Origin of the sequence: Caballeronia sp. AZ7_KS35, assembly GCF_023631045.1 — a bacterium.
GTDB classification, from domain to species: Bacteria; Pseudomonadota; Gammaproteobacteria; order Burkholderiales; family Burkholderiaceae; genus Caballeronia; species Caballeronia zhejiangensis.
The window spans coordinates 113,375-133,973 of sequence record NZ_JALQDV010000003.1 but is presented as its reverse complement, the minus strand read 5'-3'; the positions used below and the strand labels follow the sequence as shown (position 1 = coordinate 133,973).

At 60.5% G+C, this 20,599-nt stretch carries 23 protein-coding genes; 15 read left to right on the top strand and 8 right to left on the bottom strand.

Features of this window, described 5'->3' with window-relative positions:
- Positions 1–6: 6 nt before the first annotated feature.
- The 15 genes from NCT05_RS06695 to NCT05_RS06625 all read left to right on the top strand — a co-directional run bounded on the left by NCT05_RS06695 (position 7) and on the right by NCT05_RS06625 (position 11,330).
- The gene (locus NCT05_RS06695) at positions 7–741 is read left to right on the top strand and encodes an XRE family transcriptional regulator (RefSeq protein ID WP_250501944.1); all 735 of its coding nucleotides are present in this window, start codon (positions 7–9) and stop codon (positions 739–741) included.
- A 53-nt stretch (positions 742–794) separates the two neighbouring features.
- Positions 795–1,202 carry an SHOCT domain-containing protein gene (locus tag NCT05_RS06690; protein ID WP_250501943.1) on the top strand — a complete coding sequence of 136 codons (408 nt, stop codon included), beginning with the start codon at positions 795–797 and terminating at the stop codon, positions 1,200–1,202.
- 537 nt (positions 1,203–1,739) lie between these two features.
- Positions 1,740–1,904, top strand: coding sequence for a hypothetical protein (locus NCT05_RS06685; protein ID WP_250501942.1), 165 nt, complete (start codon positions 1,740–1,742; stop codon positions 1,902–1,904).
- A 432-nt stretch (positions 1,905–2,336) separates the two neighbouring features.
- A complete protein-coding gene (locus NCT05_RS06680) occupies positions 2,337–3,086 on the top strand; it encodes a hypothetical protein (RefSeq protein WP_250501941.1) in 750 nt (249 codons plus the stop codon).
- Complete coding sequence (locus NCT05_RS06675) at positions 3,083–3,538, top strand: hypothetical protein (RefSeq protein WP_250501940.1); 456 nt, start codon at positions 3,083–3,085, stop codon at positions 3,536–3,538. Before NCT05_RS06680 ends, NCT05_RS06675 begins: the two co-directional genes overlap by 4 nt.
- Positions 3,535–3,969 carry a hypothetical protein gene (locus tag NCT05_RS06670; RefSeq protein WP_250501939.1) on the top strand — a complete coding sequence of 145 codons (435 nt, stop codon included), beginning with the start codon at positions 3,535–3,537 and terminating at the stop codon, positions 3,967–3,969. The genes NCT05_RS06675 and NCT05_RS06670 overlap by 4 nt, the downstream gene beginning before the upstream one ends.
- A gap of 7 nt (positions 3,970–3,976) precedes the next feature.
- Positions 3,977–4,363: a hypothetical protein gene (locus tag NCT05_RS06665; RefSeq protein WP_250501938.1), complete on the top strand. Its 387-nt coding sequence runs from the start codon at positions 3,977–3,979 to the stop codon at positions 4,361–4,363.
- Between the two features lie 59 nt (positions 4,364–4,422).
- Positions 4,423–5,292, top strand: a complete 870-nt coding sequence (locus NCT05_RS06660) for a hypothetical protein (protein WP_250501937.1) — start codon at positions 4,423–4,425, stop codon at positions 5,290–5,292.
- Positions 5,293–5,305: 13 nt separating this feature from the next.
- A complete protein-coding gene (locus NCT05_RS06655) occupies positions 5,306–7,807 on the top strand; it encodes a DNA methyltransferase (RefSeq protein ID WP_250501936.1) in 2,502 nt (833 codons plus the stop codon).
- A 28-nt stretch (positions 7,808–7,835) separates the two neighbouring features.
- Positions 7,836–8,231: a hypothetical protein gene (locus NCT05_RS06650; RefSeq protein WP_250501935.1), complete on the top strand. Its 396-nt coding sequence runs from the start codon at positions 7,836–7,838 to the stop codon at positions 8,229–8,231.
- Positions 8,224–8,817: a hypothetical protein gene (locus tag NCT05_RS06645; protein ID WP_250501934.1), complete on the top strand. Its 594-nt coding sequence runs from the start codon at positions 8,224–8,226 to the stop codon at positions 8,815–8,817. The genes NCT05_RS06650 and NCT05_RS06645 overlap by 8 nt, the downstream gene beginning before the upstream one ends.
- Positions 8,810–9,283, top strand: a complete 474-nt coding sequence (locus tag NCT05_RS06640) for a hypothetical protein (protein ID WP_250501933.1) — start codon at positions 8,810–8,812, stop codon at positions 9,281–9,283. The genes NCT05_RS06645 and NCT05_RS06640 overlap by 8 nt, the downstream gene beginning before the upstream one ends.
- Positions 9,277–9,666, top strand: coding sequence for a hypothetical protein (locus NCT05_RS06635; protein WP_250501932.1), 390 nt, complete (start codon positions 9,277–9,279; stop codon positions 9,664–9,666). The genes NCT05_RS06640 and NCT05_RS06635 overlap by 7 nt, the downstream gene beginning before the upstream one ends.
- Before the next feature lie 309 nt (positions 9,667–9,975).
- Entirely contained in the window at positions 9,976–10,206 is a 231-nt protein-coding gene (locus tag NCT05_RS06630; RefSeq protein ID WP_250502039.1) for a DUF4224 domain-containing protein, read from the top strand.
- The gene (locus NCT05_RS06625; RefSeq protein WP_250501931.1) at positions 10,203–11,330 is read left to right on the top strand and encodes a tyrosine-type recombinase/integrase; all 1,128 of its coding nucleotides are present in this window, start codon (positions 10,203–10,205) and stop codon (positions 11,328–11,330) included. The genes NCT05_RS06630 and NCT05_RS06625 overlap by 4 nt, the downstream gene beginning before the upstream one ends.
- 1,020 nt (positions 11,331–12,350) lie before the next feature.
- On the opposite strand, the gene NCT05_RS06620 is transcribed toward NCT05_RS06625, so the two are convergent.
- The 8 genes from NCT05_RS06620 to thrS all read right to left on the bottom strand — a co-directional run bounded on the left by NCT05_RS06620 (position 12,351) and on the right by thrS (position 20,317).
- Entirely contained in the window at positions 12,351–12,731 is a 381-nt protein-coding gene (locus NCT05_RS06620) for a MerR family transcriptional regulator (RefSeq protein WP_250501930.1), read from the bottom strand.
- An 89-nt stretch (positions 12,732–12,820) separates the two neighbouring features.
- Entirely contained in the window at positions 12,821–13,225 is a 405-nt protein-coding gene (locus NCT05_RS06615; RefSeq protein WP_008350190.1) for an integration host factor subunit alpha, read from the bottom strand.
- A gap of 65 nt (positions 13,226–13,290) precedes the next feature.
- Positions 13,291–15,723 (bottom strand): phenylalanine--tRNA ligase subunit beta, encoded by a 2,433-nt coding sequence (gene pheT, locus NCT05_RS06610; protein WP_250501929.1) that lies wholly within the window; start codon positions 15,721–15,723, stop codon positions 13,291–13,293.
- Positions 15,724–15,800: 77 nt separating this feature from the next.
- Positions 15,801–16,814: a phenylalanine--tRNA ligase subunit alpha gene (gene pheS, locus NCT05_RS06605; protein ID WP_034472047.1), complete on the bottom strand. Its 1,014-nt coding sequence runs from the start codon at positions 16,812–16,814 to the stop codon at positions 15,801–15,803.
- Between the two features lie 203 nt (positions 16,815–17,017).
- Positions 17,018–17,377 (bottom strand): 50S ribosomal protein L20, encoded by a 360-nt coding sequence (gene rplT, locus NCT05_RS06600; protein ID WP_008350196.1) that lies wholly within the window; start codon positions 17,375–17,377, stop codon positions 17,018–17,020.
- 25 nt (positions 17,378–17,402) lie between these two features.
- Positions 17,403–17,600 (bottom strand): 50S ribosomal protein L35, encoded by a 198-nt coding sequence (rpmI, locus tag NCT05_RS06595; protein ID WP_004191477.1) that lies wholly within the window; start codon positions 17,598–17,600, stop codon positions 17,403–17,405.
- A gap of 234 nt (positions 17,601–17,834) precedes the next feature.
- Positions 17,835–18,362 (bottom strand): translation initiation factor IF-3, encoded by a 528-nt coding sequence (gene infC, locus NCT05_RS06590; RefSeq protein ID WP_075583511.1) that lies wholly within the window; start codon positions 18,360–18,362, stop codon positions 17,835–17,837.
- A 47-nt stretch (positions 18,363–18,409) separates the two neighbouring features.
- Positions 18,410–20,317: a threonine--tRNA ligase gene (gene thrS, locus NCT05_RS06585; protein ID WP_008350308.1), complete on the bottom strand. Its 1,908-nt coding sequence runs from the start codon at positions 20,315–20,317 to the stop codon at positions 18,410–18,412.
- Between the last annotated feature and the right edge of the window lie 282 nt (positions 20,318–20,599).

Below are 20,599 nucleotides of genomic sequence, written 5' to 3'. Positions count from 1 at the left end.
TGCACTATGAGAAACCTCTCTGAACGCCTCAAGGCATGCCGGGAAGAAGCCGGCCTATCACAAACCGAACTCGCCCGCCGCGCTGGCGTCAGCCAGTCGACAGTTGCTAATATCGAAAGCGGACGGAATCAAGGCAGTAAGCATTTAGTACCTATCGCAGAGGCGCTGGGGGTCCGTGTCGAATGGCTAAGCTCGGGCCGCGCTCCGAAAAGTCGATTCGATAAGGTCGAAGCCTCTCCCGAAGATCGATACAAGATCCCGGAAGAGAAGGGAAACGTGGCCGTCTGGAATGATGAGGGCGATCTGGACGACGAGAGTCGGGTCTGGATCGGCCGCTATGACTATCACTTTTCGGCGGGCGACGGTTTGATCCAGTGGGAAGTTAGGGAGAAGAAGGCGCTCCCTTTTAATGAATCGTTCTTCAAGGCAATTGGCGCGAAGCCGAAGGACTGCAAGCTGGTGACCGTGCGCGGCGACAGCATGGAGCCGTTTCTGTTCGACCGCGATGTCTTCATGATTGACGAGACGAAGACCGCCCTCCGAGATGGCAAGATCTACGCCGTGTATTTCGAGGACGAGCCGCTGGTTAAGCAGATCTTCAAGAAGCCCGGCGGGCGGCTCGTTCTGCACTCGTTCAACCCGGCCTACCCCGACATCGAGGTTACGCCTGCCGACATGGAGAACGTCCATATTGTCGGCGAGTGCGTGTACCGGTCTGGATCGGGCTTTACGTCGCACTGACAGCGCAAAACAAGAAATAAGGCACTTCGCCCAGTCGAGGCAACGGGGTACTGATGTCAACCGCAGATGAGTTGGAAAGATTAGCCGGTCTTAAAGCGCAGGGCCACCTCACAGAAGCCGAGTTCGTCGCAGAAAAGCGCAAGATCCTCGACCGACCGGAGGCAGTAACGAGCCCTGGCGAAGTTGGCTCTCGCCAAAAGCCTGGGATGGGTGCCGGTCTAAAGTTCATCCTATGGATCGTGGGTCTCGCTGCTGGCGGCTTCGTCGCTCTGCTCATTTTCGGCTTCATTCTTCAGCAAGACCCAGAAGTGCGTCAGAAGGGCCGTGACCGCGATGCGATCGCCGAGTGCTGGAAACAACAGGAAAGGAAGTCCTTTGATCCTGCGACGCAGCGATTCATTGCCGGCGCGTGCGAGAGCATGGAAGCCAAGTTCCGCCAGCGGTACAGTGCCGAGCCATAAATTCGCCGATTGAATCGTGACTAAGACCCGCCTAGGCGGGTTTTTTTACGCCTTTCCGGCCTACCTACGTTGTCAGGGCGCAACAATTACCCGTCGAAAAGAGGCACGTAAGTCGCCTTTTTCGCCAGATCGTTTCGTCCACGATTTGTTCCACCGTCTCCGCGCGAAAGCCGAATAAAGCAGCCGGATGAAAATATTGCGAATGCACTTGCGTGTTACTAGTGCATTCGTCATAATGCACTCGCTGCACTAGCGAATACGCGGTCGGCAAGTGCCCTCACTCGGGCGCTTTCCAGAGCGAGCAAGTGCCGTCGCACCGGCAACGCCGGACCGCTGATGCTCTTTATCCCTTCTAGATGATGAATAGGCGTGTAATCGCCCTGCCCATGGCCCGGACGGCAGAACGTAAAAGTCCCGGAAATGGAGGCCAGACGAGCCTCTACCGAAAGGCGCCCAGTGCTTGGTGGCGAGGTAACCAGCACCGCAGTTTTACCAGTGCGCCACAGGTTGACGCAGCGGTAAAACAAGGAGATCGATATGAATCGCGCAATGAATGACAACGCCCTGCTCCGCGACATTCCCCGCTTGCAGGACGCAAACAAGATGATCAAGGCAGTCGGCATCGCGGGCCTGTGTGGCATCGGAATCGCGTGCGTCTGGTTCCTCTGTGTCGCAGTCCCGGCAAAGGCTCTCTGGCAATGATGGCTCTTCTGAAGATCTGGGCAGTAATCCTCGTGGTCTGCGCCGTCTGGCTTCTTGCGAACGCAGAGATGGATTACCGCGCCGCCCGCCTCGAACGCTGCGCAGTCGTTCACTGCGCATAACGCGGTCCCGAAAATGCTCACCTTGAACGTTTATCAGATAGGAGTGCTTATTGGATGCGCTGCGATTCTGGCAGCAGTCGTACTTGAACGGGTCGAAGCGCGAGCGAACAAGCGACTGCGCGAGATTCAGCGACGCAAAAAACTGATCCGCTGGCCGCCCGGGCACTAAATTCCAACCACCAAGCGCGGCCGTCGCTATATCCGGCCCTGACTTGATGGCGTTGCACCTGACCGTGATGGGTAGCCCCTCCAAGGGCGACAGGCCTGCAGCGTCATCAATTCAGATCACGACAAAAAGCCCGAGGCAGACATGACCACCGAAGCAACCCTCACCCTTTCCGCTGATCAGCGAGAAGTCGCGCAACAGAAGATCCGCAGTATCAGCGGCGCTATCGGGACGATCTTCTCGATCATGAAAGAAGGCCGCGCACTGCCGGCGGAGCTGGCGACGAACGCCATCAAGGTCGCCGAATTCGATCTCTCCGATCTATGCAAGGCGCTCGGCATCGAGACGTTCAGTTCGAAGGAGCGCGAGGAACGCTACGCAAAGCTGCGTGCCGCGAACATGGAGATTCACGAGCTGAAAGCGCAACTCGGCGGCACCGTGACGCCCGAGGCAACGCAGGAATGTCTGAACAACATGGCCGACCGGCTTCGGAAGTGGTGGAAGCTGGAAGGTTGCGGTCATATCTCCGAGATCGATTTCGGCCAGTACGTGTGCAAGGTGAAGTTCTCGTGCTTGCTGATGAACCACTCATATTCCTTCTCCGATACGCCCGTTTCGGACAAGGCGAGCCGCAAGACATGGGTGCAAAGCCTTCAGGAGCGAGGCTTCGAGATCGTGCGCGACGATAACGAGAAGGAAGTTCTCGACAGCGAGAAAAGCCGTCAGGCCATCATCGACCTGTTCGCGCAGCGCCTTCCGTCCGCCGACGTCGTCAAGTTCGAAAACTTCTGCCGCCGTGATAAGAGCGGATTCGTCCTTCGCGGCGTCGAGATTTATATCCGCAGGATCGGCGAGATCCTCGCGCTTCCCGTCCCGAGCAAGGAGGAAGAGTGAACCTGCGCATCCTGAAGAAGCTCTCGAAGCGCGCGGCTCCCTTGCTTCCGATTCTCGGCGATTGCCGCGACCAGTTCCCCGCCGAGAAGCATGAGAACTACACGAGCGTCGGTGGACACGATTGGAAGCACTGGGAGCGCACGCGGTCGGTACACGACAAGCCATTCCCCGGAACGATCAAATATCGGCCGAAGCACGGCAAGGCGTGGGTCGCAATGCGTGAGCCAGTGCACCCTTTGAAGGGAACGCCGATGGTCGGTGAGATGAGCGGCTACTACGAGCCCGAATGGGACGAGCAGACGGCATGGGAAGCGCTGGAACGCATCGTCCTCGAACACTTCACCGACTGGGACGAGAACGGCCCGACGCTGCTCCGCGACCTCAGCACGACACGCCTGGTACTCGCAGCCGCGCGCGAGCTCGTGGCATCACAACAGAAGGAGGCAGCGTGAGCGAATCCACCACCGCAGCGCAGGACGGCAAGCCGCTCCAGCACGCATTCTCGAAGAAGCCTCGATTTACGAGCGAAGAAATCGAGGTCTATCGCCGCTATGAGTGCCCGACGTGCAAGGCCACGCACAAGCGCGAGTATCTCGCCGAGAGTTGCTGCGCGCCCGCCGTCGATGAGGTCTTCGTCTGCCCCGAGTGTGACGATGCTTACGACACCATCGATAGGGCCATCTCGTGCGAGGCCTCGCACGTCGACCTGACGACGAGCCCGCTCGCATTCAACCGCTGCCCGATGTGCACCGAAACCCACGATGACGTCGAGAACGCCGTGCATTGCTGCATGTGGAAGCGCATGGGCTTTGCCGAGCGTGACCAGCTGGTTCGCGACATCAGGCTTGGTCAGTACGACCCCGCCGTCTTCGAACTCCACTGAGGAAGCCATGAACGGACAACAGCAGGCCCCCGAAAAGCGCCAGGCGTGGAGCCGCAACGGCGAGGACTACACGTGCGATGACCTGCACGAACTGATCGACCTTGAAGACGATCTCGAAGCTGGTGACGTCGTCTTCGTTGGCGAAGTCAAAGCAATCGAAATGAAGCATCTTTGCGACGCTGACGACGTTATCGAGATGATGGGCGAGCGCGCATACGACGAAGCGGGGGAATGGGCTGACAACTATCCCGACGTGACGCCCGAGGCAAAGGCAGAGCTCGACGCCCTTCTTCTGGCTTGGATGGAAAAGCACGCGAAGCCGTCGTTCTACACGGTCGTGAATGCGCACGAGTACACCGTCACCGCGGAGGACTTGGAAGGCCGCACCGCATGAGGGCGCCCCCGGCGTTACTCGCGAGCGCGGCGACCGTGACTGCCGCGTGTCTCTCAGTCATGGCGGGATGGCAGCGAGGCGGATTTCTCGCCGAGCGCGTGCTCTGGATTGCGGTCGGCGTCGTACTCGTCGTCGCCGCTCACCTGCTTCCTGCCCTCTGTCGTCCGTATGGCTGGCGCATCCGTTTCATCGGCGCCGTGCTCTGGATCGGCTGCATGGCCGCCACCTGCTACGGGCACGCGGTCTTTTTCCTCCTTGCTCAGCAGCACGCTGGCGAGATCCGCGCGGCGGCGGTACCGGCAGTCGTGACGACCGGCCGTGACGCGGCAGTCATAGCAAGTGACCGCGCCTCAGTCGTCGCGCGACTGGCCCGCGTGACCGAGCGCAGATGCGCCGGCGACTGCCCCGCCCTGCGGATCGAGCGCACGACACTCGCCGCGCGGCTCGAAGCGCTCGACACAGAACTGAACGCAGCGCGACGACAGCAGGCCGCGGCGGATAGAGCGGCCGACGAGCGCGACGCGGCGCGACGTGACCCAGTAACGGGCGCGTCACGGGACGCCGATCTGCTCGCCGGACTGGCCTTCGCGGCAGTACTCGAAGCGGTCGCCTGCTTCTGCTGGCTGCTCGCGCTGCGTCCCGACGAATCGCCAGAAGCCAATACCGGCGCGGCAGTCACGCCAGTAACGGTCACGAGTCACGCGCCTCCGGAGGCGTTACCCGAGCCAGTCACGTCGCCAGTCATCGAACCCGCGCCGCCTGCCGACGCGGTCGTGATCGAAGCGCCCGACGAGGTCGCCCAAGTCATCGAAGCGATCGCCGCCGGCAAGCTCCGCGCGACCGTCAACGACATCAGAAAACACCTTGGCTGCTCGCAGGCGCGCGCTGCGGCAGTCAGGAAACAGGTCGCGGAAATGCGGCCGACATAGAACGAGAAAGCAAATGACGAATCCCGACTACGCCGATTTCCTCCGGCAGAAAATCAAGATGGCGAACTTCGACGGATTCCGCGTCGAGCCGTCGAACCTCCATACGTGCCTGTTCGACCATCAGCGCGACATCGTTCGCTGGGCTGTGCTCGGTGGGAACCGCGCCATATTCGCGAAGTTCGGCCTGGGCAAGTCGGTAATGCAGTGCGAATGGTTGCGACAGATCGTCGGCGCAGCAGGCGGCTACGGGCTAATAGTCTGCCCGCTTGGCGTTCGACAGGAGCTGATCCGCGACGCGAAGATGCTTGGCGTCGATTTGCGGTTTATCCGAAGCGCGGCCGAGATGGACTCGGCGCATGCCTTCTACGTGACGAACTACGAGACGGTGCGCGACGGCAAGCTGGACCCAGCGCTCTTCACGGCCGTCAGCCTCGACGAGGCGAGCGTGCTGCGCAGCTTCGGCAGCAAGACGTATCAGGAGTTCCTGCCACTATTTGACGGCGTTCGTTTCAAGCTGGTGAACACGGCGACGCCAAGTCCCAATCGCTTTAAGGAACTGATCCACTACGCGGGCTTCCTCGGCGTGATGGACACTGGCCAAGCGCTCACACGGTTCTTCCAGCGCGACAGCGAGAAGGCCGGAAACCTGACGCTCTACCCGCACAAGGAACAGGAGTTCTGGCTGTGGGTGTCCAGTTGGGCGGTCTTCATCCAATACCCGAGCGACCTCGGCTACAGCGACGAAGGCTACAACCTGCCGGATCTCGACGTCCGGTACCACGAAGTGCCGACCGACTACAGCAAGGCGGGCGCGGATCGCGACGGGCAGACGTTGATGTTTCAGGATCCGGCGCTGGGACTCAGCGCGGCAGCCGCTGAGAAGCGCGAGAGCATGCCGGCGCGCGTCGAGAAGGTGGCGGAGCTCGTCAACGAGTCGCCCGACGATCACTTCGTCATATGGCACGACCTCGAAAGCGAGCGGCATGCGATCCAAGAGGCGCTGCCCGAAGCGGTCAGCGTGTGGGGCAGTCAGGATCTGGAGCAGCGTGAGCAGCGCATCGTCGACTTCGGCAATGGCGCCTATCGACTCCTTTCCACGAAACCGGTCATCGCCGGCAGCGGCTGCAATTTTCAGCGCCATTGCCATCGCGAAATCTTCGCCGGCATCGGCTTCAAGTTCAACGACTTCATCCAGGCGATTCACCGCGTGCAGCGCTTTCAGCAGCCGCACCGCGTGCGAATCGACATCGTCTACAGCGAAGCGGAGCGCGAAGTACTGCGCACGCTGCAGCAGAAGTGGGCACAACACGAAGAGATGGTGCAGAAGATGACCGAAATCATCCGCAAATACGGGCTCAACCAACTGGCAATGCAAGACACGCTCGCGCGGTCCATTGGCATCGATCGGATCGAGGTCCGCGGCGACCGATTTACGGTTGCGAACAATGACTGCGTCGAAGAAGCGAAGCTGCAGCCGGAGAACCATATCGACCTGATCGTGACGTCGATCCCGTTCGCGAACCATTACGAGTACTCGCCGAGCTACAACGACTTCGGCCATACCGACGACAACGCACACTTCTGGTCGCAGATGGATTATTTGACGCGGGAGCTGCTCAGGATCCTTAAGCCGGGCCGCATCTACGCATGTCACGTGAAAGACCGCATTTTGTTCGGAAATGTCACTGGCGCCGGCGCGCCAACCGTCAGCCCATTCCACTGCGAAGCCATCATGCACGGCCGGAAGCACGGCTTCGACTACATGGGCTTGATTACGGTCGTTACGGATGTCGTGCGCGAGAACAATCAGACGTATCGCCTCGGCTGGTCGGAGCAATGCAAGGACGGCACGAAGATGGGCGTCGGCTCGCCGGAGTACGTCGTGCTGTTCCGCAAGCCGCAGTCTGATCGTTCCAAGGGATACGCAGATCAGCCGGTGCGGAAGTCGAAAGAGGAATACACCCGTGCGCACTGGCAAGTCGACGCCCACGCCTTCTGGCGCAGCAGCGGAAACCGACAGATCACTGCCGAAGAGCTCGCCGCGATGGGCCCGGATAAGCTGGCCAGCATCTTCACGAAATACAGCCTCGACACCGTCTACGACTACGACTTCCACGTGAAGATCGGCGAAGAACTTGAAGCGCGCGGCGCGCTGCCGTCGACGTTCATGAGTCTCGCGCCCGGGTCGCATCATCCGGACGTTTGGCATGACGTGACGCGCATGCTCACGCTCAACGGCGAACAGGCGAAGCGCGCGGTCGAGAAACATATCTGCCCGCTGCAATTTGACATCGTCGACCGACTGATTGACCGATACAGCAACCGAGACGAGCTCGTGTACGACCCGTTCTGCGGCCTCGGCACCGTGCCTTACCGAGCGATCCTCAAGGGCCGCCGCGGTGGCGGATCGGAGCTCAACCCGACCTACTTCATGGACCAGGTGCACTACCTCAAGTCAGCGGAGCGTGAGTTCTCGATGCCTTCCCTGTTCGACACGATCGAAGAAGCCGCCTGACCGCCCACCCGCCATATTGAGACACATCATGACCAAAGACGAAAAACAACTGATCGAATGGCTTCTTCGCGATCCGAACACGAATGAGCGCCTTGAATTTGCCGGTCCCCCTGAACCGCAAGGCTTCCTGACGCGCGTGAAGATGCGCAGCATCGAGGGCGACGAGTGGACGCTGGTTGCCGGGTTCCGTGAGGGATGGCTGACACCGCAAGAGCGGCTCGCCAATTTGCGCAAAGCGATGGCGGAAGAAAAGGAAGAAGTCGTCAATGAGGAACCGACGCTGTTCATGCTTCGCGAGATGGCATACGAGCTGAAGCTGGTTCCGCGTGGCGAGACGGTGCCGATGCAGTTCATGCAAGTTCTGCGCGAGCAATACAAGGCCGCTATGCGCGTTCAATTCATGGCGGGAGATCAACATGACTGACGAACAGATTGCAGAAATTGCGCTCTCCCACGGGCTCAATGACTACATCAATGAAGCGGACGCGATTGCTTTCGCCCGCGCACTTCTATCCGCGAGCATCGCCGACACAGCGGGGGCGAAGCCGGTGGCGCAATGGCAAACAAAACTGCGCGAACCGATCCTTCCTGAGTGCGATACATGGATCAACGTCAGCGAAGAAGGCGCACGCAAGGCTATCGAGAAATGGTCGCACGTCTACGAAGTGCGAGCGCTCGTTCTCGCCGCCCCTCCCGCGCCTTCGAGCGACACAGCGGGGGCGAAGGCGTGCGTGGCGCAAGAAAAATGCTCGTGGCCCGCTTGCCGCAGAGAATGCGTTATCGACAGTCGCGGACAAGTAAAGCCGGACGCCGCCCCTCCCGCGCCTTCGGTAGCCGATGCGGCGGGGGCGAGTGAGGCACTGCCCGAGAACATCGACTGGACGCGCGTCATGGCGCTGGCCGAGAAGCACGGCGATGGCTGGAGCGATGAAAAAGGCTGGTCGTTCCGCTGCGACGACGATCTTTTCAACTTCGCGGGCGAACTGGCAAAGGAGTCCGGCAATGACTGACGCACCGTTCAACAACTGCCAGTTCCGCGAGTGCGATCTACCCGGCCAGTGCCGCAGCGAAGGCAAGTGTCACCATCCGCGCGCAGCAGGCGCGAGTGAGGGGCAGGCGGAGCCGATCTATCAGACGTGCTTCATTCAGGGCCAGTGGCGTGACGTGGATCGATTCGAGTATGACCGCGCGAAGTCATTGCGCGACGATCTTGCGCGCATTGTCTATCCCGCAAGTTCGGGGCAAGCATCGCCTGCTGCGTCGAGCGATGCGCGGGACGCGGCGCGGTATCGCGAACTTCGGCATAACGGATTTGACAACTGCGATAACGAAAAACCTTATATCGCCGTGCATAAACAGGACGATTGGGGAAATTGGCACGACACACCGATTGTTGACGACGACGCAGATGACGCCATCGACGCCGCCATCGCCGCGCAGAGATGCGCAGACGGGAAGGAGAAACAGGGATGCTGACTGACGATGAGATTCTGTCGACGATCGCGGCCGTCTGCAACTTTGACCGAGCAGGCGTCGAGCGCTGGCGCAGTGAAGCGCTGATCATCGCCCGCGCGGTTGAGCGCGCAGTAACTGCGGCAGCGAAAACGCCTTCCGCACTGGCGCTCGAGGTGGCCGAAAGCTTGCACGACGCCAATCAGCCCGGCTGCATGGAAGGTCAGATTCGCCACCTGATGCAATGCGTCCGTGACGACATCGACGCCGCATACGGAGACAAGCAGAGCCATCGCACGACGCTTGCAGAGAGCCGCCTGAAGGTCCTAATCCGTCTCGCAATCAAGAACGAAGCCGCTGCTTCGCGCGATGATTCGAGTGGCGCTGCGCCGCCTTCGCTCGGTTAGAAATCACCCCTGCCGACACAGCGAAGATTGCTTCCGTCTTTCGGATTTGTCTCGACATAGCAAGTGTCGTGTGTCCACCGATCCCATACGACTGTCCCTACTTGCGCCAGCGGACTGTATCTCGTCATCCAAGCTGTGACGAAAAGAGCGATGGCTGCGAGAAAAACTGCCGCCCATGCTGGCGTAACGAATCGCATGCTGACCCCTAGTAAGAAATTTTTTGGCCGAATCCTAGCATGACGCAACACATAAACGAATTCCTGCGCGTCTCGCGCGAATACCTGGAGTGCCCATATGCATAGCCGATTGATGGAATTGGCCGACCTGAAGCGAGTCACCGGGAAGACGCGCTATTCGAAGCAGGCAGAGTGGTTCAAGACGACGTTTGGCGTGGACGTGCCGCGCGACGGCAACGGCGCGATTGTGATGACGTGGCAGACATTCGAAGCGCTCAGCGCGAAGCGCGCCGGCCTCGCGGGAGATGTGTCCGCAGCGGCTGCAAAGCCGCGTGTCTATCCCCTTCGTAAGGCTGCCGCATGATGGCGCGCCGCCGCGATCGCATCGACGGCCTGCCGAACCGCGTCTATCAGAAGGCAGGCTCGTTCTACTGGGTGCGGAAGGACAACAAGTGGCTGAAGCTGTGCCGCGCCGACGAGGGCGAGCGGCGCATGCTGGAGCGACTCATCGAAGAGAAGCGCAAGTTCGAGCCGTCCATCGGCTCGGGCAACATGCCGCGCCTCGTCGGAGAGTACATGGACAAGACGGCAGGCAAGTATGCCGAGACGTTCCGGGACGAGTGGACGCGCCGCGGCGAAGGCGTGCGCAGCTACTTCCGAGACTGGGACGTACAGCAGCTCGACGCGGCCGCCGTCGAAGAGTTCTTGACGACGAACTGGCCGGACAAGCTGCCGACGCAGCGCGCGATGAAGGCGTGGCTTTCGAAGTTCTGCGGCTGGGCCGTGCGCAAGCGCGAGATCGAGGTGAATCCGTGCCGCGAGGTCGAGGTGAAAAAGCCGAAGACGCGGAAGGTCTACATCCCCGACGCGGCATTCCTCGCGATCCGCGACGCGCTGATGCTCTCGAAGCCGCACCCGAACACTGGCAAGCGCGCAGCCGTCCCGACCGGCCCGATGATGCAGTGCTTCATCGATCTCTGCTATCTCACCGCGCAACGCTCTACCGAGATCCGCAATCTGCGCTGGTCGGTCGACGAGAGTAATCCGTTGGGCTGCAGCTACGTCGACCGCGAGAACGGCGTGATTCACTTCGTGCCGTCCAAGACGGAGGACTCCAGCGGCGAGATGGTCGATTGGCCGATCACGCCAGAAATCGACACCGTGCTCCAGCGCGCGAAGCTGCTCGAACCCGCGTTCGGGCAGACGTATGTCATCCGAGATAAGCGCGGCAACGCGAAAACGGATCAGTCGGTGCGCGACGCATGGGAAGGCGCAATGGAGCGCGTTGGCCTCGCGAAAGCGCCGTACACGATCAAGGACATCCGCGCGAAAGCACTCACCGATGCGAAGAAGGCCGGGTACGACATCGACGCCCTTCAGGCCGCCGCAGCGCACACCGATCGATCGACGACCGCGGGCTACATCAAGCAGCGCGAAGTGCCCGTTTCGACTATCCGCCTGGCCCTTCCCGCGCTAAAATCCGCCTGAAATTTTTCTAATATTTTGTGGCTGACTGGCCGCAGAGCCGCGCCAGAGCTTGCTCACTTCTTGAGCATTTCCTTAGAAAGCTGGTTTGCAACCCATTGAGCGTAAAGACTTAAATCGTCTGAACGTTGCTGCATGGGGTGCAGGTGGTCGGAGGTTCAAATCCTCTCGCCCCGACCAGAAATTGAAGGCTCTCCGGCTTCTGCCGGAGAGCCTTTTTTCTTGGCCCCTCGCGGGTCATCGATGACGCATCGCCCGCGTTTCTCCAAGGGCGTGCGCAGCTCGACTACCACCTCGCCGATGCAATGCTTAAAGTCGGCGCCGATGAAGAAGCGCTGACCAAAACGGCCGCGACGATGGGCATGACCGTCTGAAGCCATTCGTCATGGACGACACGCGCGCAAAAACGCGGCGCCGTCCGCCAATATTCAGACGTAAAAGCCCAAAAAACACTTGTGTGTCAGTAATTTAAGCCCTAATCTTAAGGTGACACATAAGGAACGGCGCCCATGCCTTTGTCTGTCCCAGCGTCCGCCAGAGCGCGGCGCAGCCGATGCGGCCAAACCTGCTCCGCCCTGCGCGCGGAAGTCGCGAGATGGTTCGGTCCGGGAAGCGGCGCGCGCGTCACGCGCTTCGGGCGCATCTATCCCGGCGGCAGCCGCTATGTCTCCGTTCGCGCGTCGAGACCAGGCCGATGCTTCGCGCTTTACTTCTTCCACCATGGCGTCGATGACTGGCGCATCTATCCGCCATGGGGCGTCGGACCGAGTATCGTCTATTGGTCGGTCAAGACCAAGTTGCCGGCCTCGCAAGCAGCCGGCCCGAAAAAACGCTTCCGCGTAGGCGTCAAGTCTTAACCGCGGGCAGGGTCTGTCCGGTCATCGACTCCTCGACGGCGGCTGGTACATCTTCGCTACATCGGCGGCCACGATGCCTTGCGACGCATCCGGTAATTACAGCGTGGGACGGACAAAAAAAATGCCGCGAGAACTCGCGGCATCGGGACTTTGAATCGGACGGCGTTCATTCGCCGAGAAGATCGATCACCTGAAGAATATCCTTGCGCAACTGCTCGACATCGACGCCCGGTTGAGCCTGCGCCGACACTTGCGTCTCGGCCATGTCCGCATCGTCGTCGATTGCACGTCCCTGCGAATCGAGCCGGTTACGCGCCCCGTTGATCGTGAAGCCCTGCTCGTACAGCAACTCGCGGATGCGCCGAATCAACAAGACTTCGTGATGCTGATAGTAGCGGCGATTGCCACGCCGCTTGACCGGCCTCAACTGCGTGAACTCCTGCTCCCAATAGCGCAGCACGTGAGGCTTGACGCCGCACAACTCGCTGACTTCGCCAATCGTGAAGTATCGCTTGGCGGGGATCGGAGGCAAGACGACTTTTTCCATCGTCGATCAACCATCGTTATAAGTGATGTCGATTGAAGCGCGGTGGCCAAGCAACGCGACGCGCGAGTCATTCGCGCGCCACCGGGAAATCAGCGAGTGAGATCGGTCTCCGCTCCCGTTTCGACCAGCGCCTTCAGCTTCTGACTTGCATGAAACGTGACGACCCGCCGCGCGGCGATAGGAATGGCCTCGCCCGTCTTCGGATTGCGGCCGGGACGCTGAGGCTTGTCGCGCAACTGGAAATTGCCGAAGCCGGAAAGCTTGACGCTCTCGCCGCTTTCCAGCGCATCGCGGATGACTTCGAAGAAGGCTTCGACCATGTCCTTGGCTTCGCGCTTGTTCAGACCGACATGGTCGAACAGCATCTCCGCCAACTCGGCTTTGGTGAGCGTCGGCGTATCGCCGGGCGCGCTCGAGGTCGGAATATCTCGGGTCATGGCGCTACGCTGCGCCGAAAGAAGGGCTTCGAAATCACTCGAGTTCATTTGGTTCATATCGGTAAAACGGCGCTTGCCATATTTAAGACTTGGCGATTAAGACGGAAAGGGCCAACTGAAGGCTATCCGCGCAACCGCGCGCCGTGTACTCGAGCCAGGCGATCCACCAGCGTTTTGATAGCCGTATCGACCGTTTCGTCCTGAAGCGTGCCGCCAGTATCTTGCAACGTTACACGGAAGGCAAGACTTTTCTCATGCGCTCCCAAGCCACCGGAAGTATTTGATTTTGGACGAAATTCATCGAAAAGGGCAACCTTCGTGACGTACCTGCACGCCGCTTCCGCGCGCGCGCTTTCGAGCTCGTCGAGCAGCGCCTGAACCGCCACGTTTTGATCCGCGACAATCGCGATATCGCGACGCACCGGCGGAAATTTCGACACTTCGGACGGCGCCGGCAATGCGCGATCCATCAACGCGTCGGCGTCGATTTCGAAGACGATCGGCGCGTTCGGCAGGTCGTACTTTTGCAGCCAGCGCGGATGCAGTTCGCCGATCCAGCCGACCGCGCGCCCCGCCACCTCGATGCGCGCGCTGCGTCCCGGATGCAACGCCGGATGCTCCGACTTAACGAAGCGCGGCACGACGGGCGCGAAGAGCGCTTCGACATCGCCCTTCACGTCGAAGAAGTCGACGTTGCGCGTGGCCACGCCCCACTGTTCCTCGACCACCGGACCATACGCGAGCCCGCCGATCATCTTCGGTTGCGCGAAGCCTTCGACCGTCAGTTCGCCCGCTTTAACCGTTGCGTCGCGATGGAACACGCGCCCCGCTTCGAACACGCGCACGCGGTCTGCGCGGCGATTCAGGTTATGACGCAGCACTTCGATCAGGCTGCCGAACATGGTCGAACGCATGACCGAGAGCTGGCTCGCGATCGGGTTCAGCAGCTTGATCGGATTATCGTTGCCGGCGAAGTCCTTCTCCCACTCGGCGTCGACGAAGCTGAAGTTCACCGTCTCCGAGTAGTCGCGCGCGGCGACTTCGTGGCGCAGCGTATGGATCGAGCGCTTCGTTTCGTTCGTGATGCGCATCTCGCTGCGCGCGACCGGCGGGCGCGCCGGAATCTTCTCGAAACCGTAGATGCGCGCGACTTCCTCGATCAGGTCTTCCTCGATCTCGATATCGAAGCGATACGGCGGCGGCGTGACCTTGAAGGTGTCGCCGTCGCGCTCGAACGCGAGGTTCAGACGCGTGAAGATCTGCGCGATCTCTTCCGCGCCGATCTCTACGCCGATGATCCGATGCGCGCGCGACACGCGCATCGACACCGGATTGCGATCCGGCACGTTCACGATCTGATCGTCGACCGGACCCGCTTCGCCGCCGCAGATGTCGAGGATCAGGCGCGAGATGCGTTCGATATGCTCGACGGTCGTCGAATAATCGACGCCGCGCTCGAAGCGATGCGCCGCATCGGTCGAGAAGTTGTACTTGCGCGCGCGGCCGCGGATCGCGTCCGGCCACCAGAACGCGGCTTCGAGATAGATGTTGGTGGTGTCGAGCGAGACGGCCGTGCTGTCGCCGCCCATGATGCCCGCGAGACTTTCGACGTGACGATCGTCGGCGATCACGCCGACGGTTTCATCGAGCTCGACGGTGTTGCCGTTCAGGAGCTTCAGCGACTCGCCCTTCTTGCCCCAGCGCACTTCGATCGCGCCGTGAATCTTGTCGAGATCGAACACGTGCGTCGGACGGCCGAGTTCGAGCATCACATAATTGGAGATGTCGACGAGCGCGGAGATGCTGCGCTGGCCCGCACGTTCCAGACGCTCGACCATCCATTGCGGCGTCTTCGCGCGGGCGTTCACGCCGCGAATCACGCGGCCCGAGAAGCGCCCGCACAGATCGGGCGCGAGCACCTTGACCGGCAGCTTTTCGTCGAGCTTCGTTTCGACGGCCGGCATGTCCGGTTGCTTGAGCGGCGCGCCGGTGATCGCTGCCGTCTCGCGCGCAACGCCGAACACCGACAGGCAGTCTGCCTTGTTCGGCGTGAGCTTGATTTCGAAGACGGTGTCGCCGAGATTGAGCGCCTCGCGGATGTCCTGGCCGACCTTCGCATCGGTCGGCAGGATCAAGAGACCGCTGTGATCGTCCGACAGCTTGAGCTCACGTGCGGAGCACAGCATGCCTTGACTGTCGACGCCGCGCAGCTTCGTCGGCTTGATCGCGAAGGGCTCGCCGCCCGCTTCGGCCGGCGGCAGCACGGCGCCGATCAGCGCGACCGGCACCTTGATGCCCGGCGACACGTTCGGCGCGCCGCACACGATATTGAGCGTCTCGCCCGTGCCCGCATCGACCTGACAGACGTTGAGCTTGTCGGCGTTCGGATGCTTGGCGACTTCGAGCACTTGGCCCACGACGATCTTCGTGGTCGGCGGCGCGACCGGGCGCAGGTCTTCGACTTCGAGGCCGGCCATCGTCAGCGCGTGCGCGAGTTCGTCGGTGGAGAGCTTGGGATCGACGAAACTGCGGAGCCAGGATTCTGGGAATTGCATGTGTGTCTACGTTCGAAATGTTTGGAGTCTCACGATCGCCGCTTATCGAGAAGCGATCGCCGCGGGCGCTAAGTGCTTTACGCGAACTGACGCAGGAAACGCAGATCGTTCTCGAAGAACAGACGCAGATCCTGCACCCCGTAGCGCAGCATCGTCAGGCGCTCGAGGCCGCTGCCGAACGCGAAGCCGATATAGCGCTCCGGATCGAGGCCCATGTTGCGGATGACGGTCGGATGCACCTGCCCCGAACCTGAGATTTCCAGCCATCTGCCCGCGTTCTTGCCGTGTTCGAACATCATGTCGATCTCGGCGGACGGCTCCGTGAACGGAAAATACGACGGACGGAAGCGCACGAGAATGTCGTCGCGCTCGAAGAACTTCTTCAGAAAATCGGTGTAGACGCCCTTCAGATCCGCAAAGCTGATGTTCTCTTCGATCCACAGGCCTTCGACCTGGTTAAACATCGGCGAATGAGTGGCGTCGCTGTCCACGCGATACGTGCGGCCCGGCACGATCACCTTGATCGGCGGCTTGTTCATGCGCGCGTAGCGCACCTGCATCGGGCTCGTATGCGTGCGAAGCAAAAGCGGACGGCCATCCGCGTCCTTGCCGTCGACGTAGAACGTGTCCTGCATCGAGCGCGCCGGATGGTTCTCCGGGCTGTTCAGCGCCGTGAAGTTGTACCAGTCGGTCTCGATTTCCGGACCGTCGGCGACATCGAAACCGATCGTGCGGAAGATTTGTTCGACGCGCTCCCACGTACGCATCACCGGATGCAGCGTGCCCGCACCCGCGCCGCGTCCCGGTAGCGTGACGTCGATGGCTTCCGACGCGAGACGCTGATTCAGCAGCGCGTCCGCCAGCGCCTGACGGCGCGCGTTCAGCGCGGCTTCAACCTGCTGCTTTGCCTGATTGATGCGCGCGCCTTCTGTCTTCTTCGCTTCCGGATCGAGCTTGCCCAATCCCTTCAGCAATTCGGTCAGCGCGCCGGACTTGCCGAGGAACCGTGCCTTCTCGTTTTCGAGCGTGGTGGTATCGGCGGCGTGTTCAAAGGCGCTTTTCGCGTCGGCGACAATCTGGTCCAGATCCATTGATCCCATCTTTTAGCGTCGAAATTCAATCTGAGGTTCGGTTTTGCTCATCCACGCTCCACGATGGGCATGAGATGCGCAAAACCGTCCGACCAACAAAAACGGGGCTCGGTGAGAGCCCCGTTTTCTGCCTTCGCGCCGCCGTCAACGTATTTCTACGATGCGGCGACGAGGAGGCGAACCACGCAGTACTAATTTCGCAATTAGGCTGCAACGGCGGCTTTCACCTGCTTCACGATCGCAGCAAAAGCAGCCTTGTCGAACACAGCCATGTCAGCCAGAACCTTGCGGTCGAGTTCGATCGAAGCCTTCTTCAGGCCGTTGATGAACACGCTGTAGGTCATGTCGTGCTGACGCACCGCCGCGTTGATACGCGTGATCCACAGTGCGCGGAACACACGCTTCTTGTTGCGGCGATCGCGGTAGGCGTACTGGCCTGCGCGCATGACCGCCTGCTTGGCGATGCGATAGACGTTATTGCGACGGCCGCGGTAACCCTTGGCCAGACGGATGATCTTCTTGTGACGGGCCCGTGCGGTAACCCCACGTTTTACTCGAGGCATGTTGCTCTCCTTAAGTTAGATGAGGTTAGGCGAACGGCAGCATTGCGCGGACGGAGTTCAGATCGGAATCATGAACGGCCGTGGCGCCACGCAGATGGCGTTTGTTCTTGGTGGTTTTCTTGGTAAGAATGTGGCGCTTAAAGGCCTGACCGCGCTTAACGGTACCGCCCGGACGCACCACGAAGCGCTTTGCAGCACTCTTCTTGGTCTTCATCTTCGGCATGAAACAACTCCAGTTTATTAGATGGTCATGGGTGTGCGGATGATCCGCCGATACTGCCCGCGAACCCCTTCCCGCCCTTCGAAACCCACGCTCCACTTGTGTGCGAACGGTTCGGTGAAGAACCGCCGCTTTTCATGACCGGCGTCACCGAAATGACGCCGGCCTGAAACCGCCGGCAATGCCGCGCCGACCGCCTTTCGACGGCGCGCGATCCATCGCCCTACTGCTGTTCGGTTACTTGCCCTTCTTCTTCGGGGCAAGCACCATGATCATCTGACGCCCTTCCATCTTCGGCATCTGCTCAACCTGGCCATATTCGTCCAGATCGGACTTCAGGCGCTCGAGCATACGCATGCCGATTTCCTGGTGCGCCATTTCGCGACCGCGGAAACGCAACGTGATTTTCGTCTTGTCGCCGTCTTCGAGGAAGCGCGTGAGGTTGCGCAGCTTGACGTTGTAGTCACCGTCATCCGTGCCGGGGCGGAATTTGACTTCCTTCACCTGCACGATCTTCTGCTTCAACTTCGCTTCGTGCTGCTTCTTCGCTTCCGAATACTTGAACTTGCCGTAATCCATCAAACGGCAGACAGGCGGCGAAGCCTGCGGCGCGATTTCGACGAGATCCACGTCGAGTTGCTCCGATTGACGGAACGCCTCGGCCAGTTTCACGATTCCGAGCGGCTCGTTGTCCACTCCGACCAAACGCACTTCCGGCGCGGTAATCTCACCGTTGATGCGATGTGACGACTTATCAGTAGCGATGTTACGTTTCCTCTAAAAATGAAAAAACAAGCCGCGCTGCGAGTGACTTACTTGAACGCCCGCACTTCCTGCTGCAGACGTTCGAGGAATGCGTCGACCGGCATCACGCCCAGATCGACACCGCCACGAGCACGCACGGCTACGGTTTGTGCATCACGCTCCTTGTCGCCGACGACCAGCAAATACGGCACCTTTTGCAGCGTGTGCTCGCGTATTTTATAGCTAATCTTCTCATTGCGCAAATCGGACTCTACTCTAAGCCCTTGTTTTTGCAACGATTGAGCCAGATTTCCGGCATATTCGGCCTGACTTTCAGCAATATTCAGCACAACGGCCTGGATCGGCGCGAGCCACGGCGGCATTGCGCCGGCATGATGCTCGATCAGAATGCCGAGGAAACGCTCCATTGATCCGACGATTGCGCGATGAAGCATCACCGGACGGCGGCGGCTGTTGTCTTCCGCCACGTACTCCGCGCCGAGACGCTCCGGCAGCACCATGTCGAGCTGCAGCGTGCCGCATTGCCACGAGCGGCCGAGCGCATCCTTGATGTGATACTCGATCTTCGGACCGTAAAACGCGCCCTCGCCCGCGAGCTCTTCCCACTGCAGGCCGCACGCGGTCAGCGCTTCGCGCAGGCCCTGCTCCGCGCGATCCCAGGTTTCATCGGTGCCGGCGCGCTGTTCCGGACGCAGCGACAGCTTGATGTCGATGTGATCGAAGCCGAAATCCTTATACACGCTCATCGCGAGCGTGTTGAACGCGATCGATTCCGCGATGAACTGATCTTCGGTACAGAAGATATGTGCATCGTCCTGAACGAAGCCCCGCACGCGCATCAGACCGTGCAGCGCGCCCGACGGCTCGTTGCGATGGCACGAACCGAACTCCGCGTAACGCAGCGGCAAGTCGCGGTACGAGCGCAAGCCGTGATTGAACACCTGGACGTGGCCCGGGCAGTTCATCGGCTTGATCGCGTAGTCGCGCTTTTCCGACTCGGTCGTGAACATGTTTTCACGATAGTTCTGCCAGTGCCCCGATGCTTCCCACAGCGAACGGTCCATCACCATGGGAGTCTTGATTTCGAGATAGCCGGCTTCGTTCACGCGGCGACGCATGTACTGCTCGACCTGCTGCCATAGCGACCAGCCCTTCGGATGCCAGAACACCATGCCCGGCGCTTCGTCCTGCAGATGGAACAGGTCGAGCTGCTTGCCGAGCTTTCGGTGATCGCGCTTCTCGGCTTCTTCCAGCATGTGGAGGTACTGCTCCTGGTCTTCCTTCTTGGTCCACGCGGTGCCGTAGATGCGCTGCAGTTGCTCGTTCTTCGAATCGCCGCGCCAGTACGCGCCCGCGACTTTCATCAGCTTGAAAACCTTGAGCTTGCCGGTGGACGGCACGTGCGGGCCTCGGCACAGGTCGATGAAATTGCCGTGCGCGTAAAGCCGGATCTCGTCGCTTTCCGGAATCGATTCGATGATCTCGGCCTTGTACGCCTCGCCGATGCTCTTGAAGTACTCGACGGCCTCGTTGCGCGAGACGACGCGGCGCGACACCGGCTCGTCCTTCTTCGCGAGCTCCTGCATGCGCTTCTCGATCTTTTCGAGATCTTCGGGCGTGAACGGACGGCTGTACGAGAAATCGTAGTAGAAGCCGTTGTCGATGACCGGCCCGATGGTTACTTGCGCCTCGGGGAACAGATCCTTCACGGCATAGGCCAGCAAGTGCGCGGTCGAGTGACGCACGACATCGACGCCTTCCGGGTCTTTGTCGGTGACGATCGCGAGCGACGAATCCTTGTCGATCAGAAACGAGGTGTCGACGAGTTCGCCGTTGAGCTTGCCGGCGAGCGCCGCCTTGGCGAGGCCCGCGCCGATCGATGCCGCAACTTCCGCGACGGTCACCGGGTGGTCGTATTGTCGGACCGACCCATCAGGCAAACGTACCGAAACCATATCGTTCTCCAAGACGCCGGCACATGCCGGGCGATTCGATTAAGCATTGCCACGCGATTTCGTTTTGAAAATCGCAAGACAAAAAAAATGCGGCCCCGCTATCGAGGGGCCGCATTCACTTTTCACACATACCGCGAAACAATTTGGCAGAAGGCGAATATGGTCCTCGACTAGCGTCGCTCCGAAGTTGTTTCGGTCAACGTTCGACGTGCCATGTTTTTTCGCCTTTTGCGCTGCGCGCTTCTTGCGGTTTGAAACCCCGCGAACCGAAGTCCGCTGGAT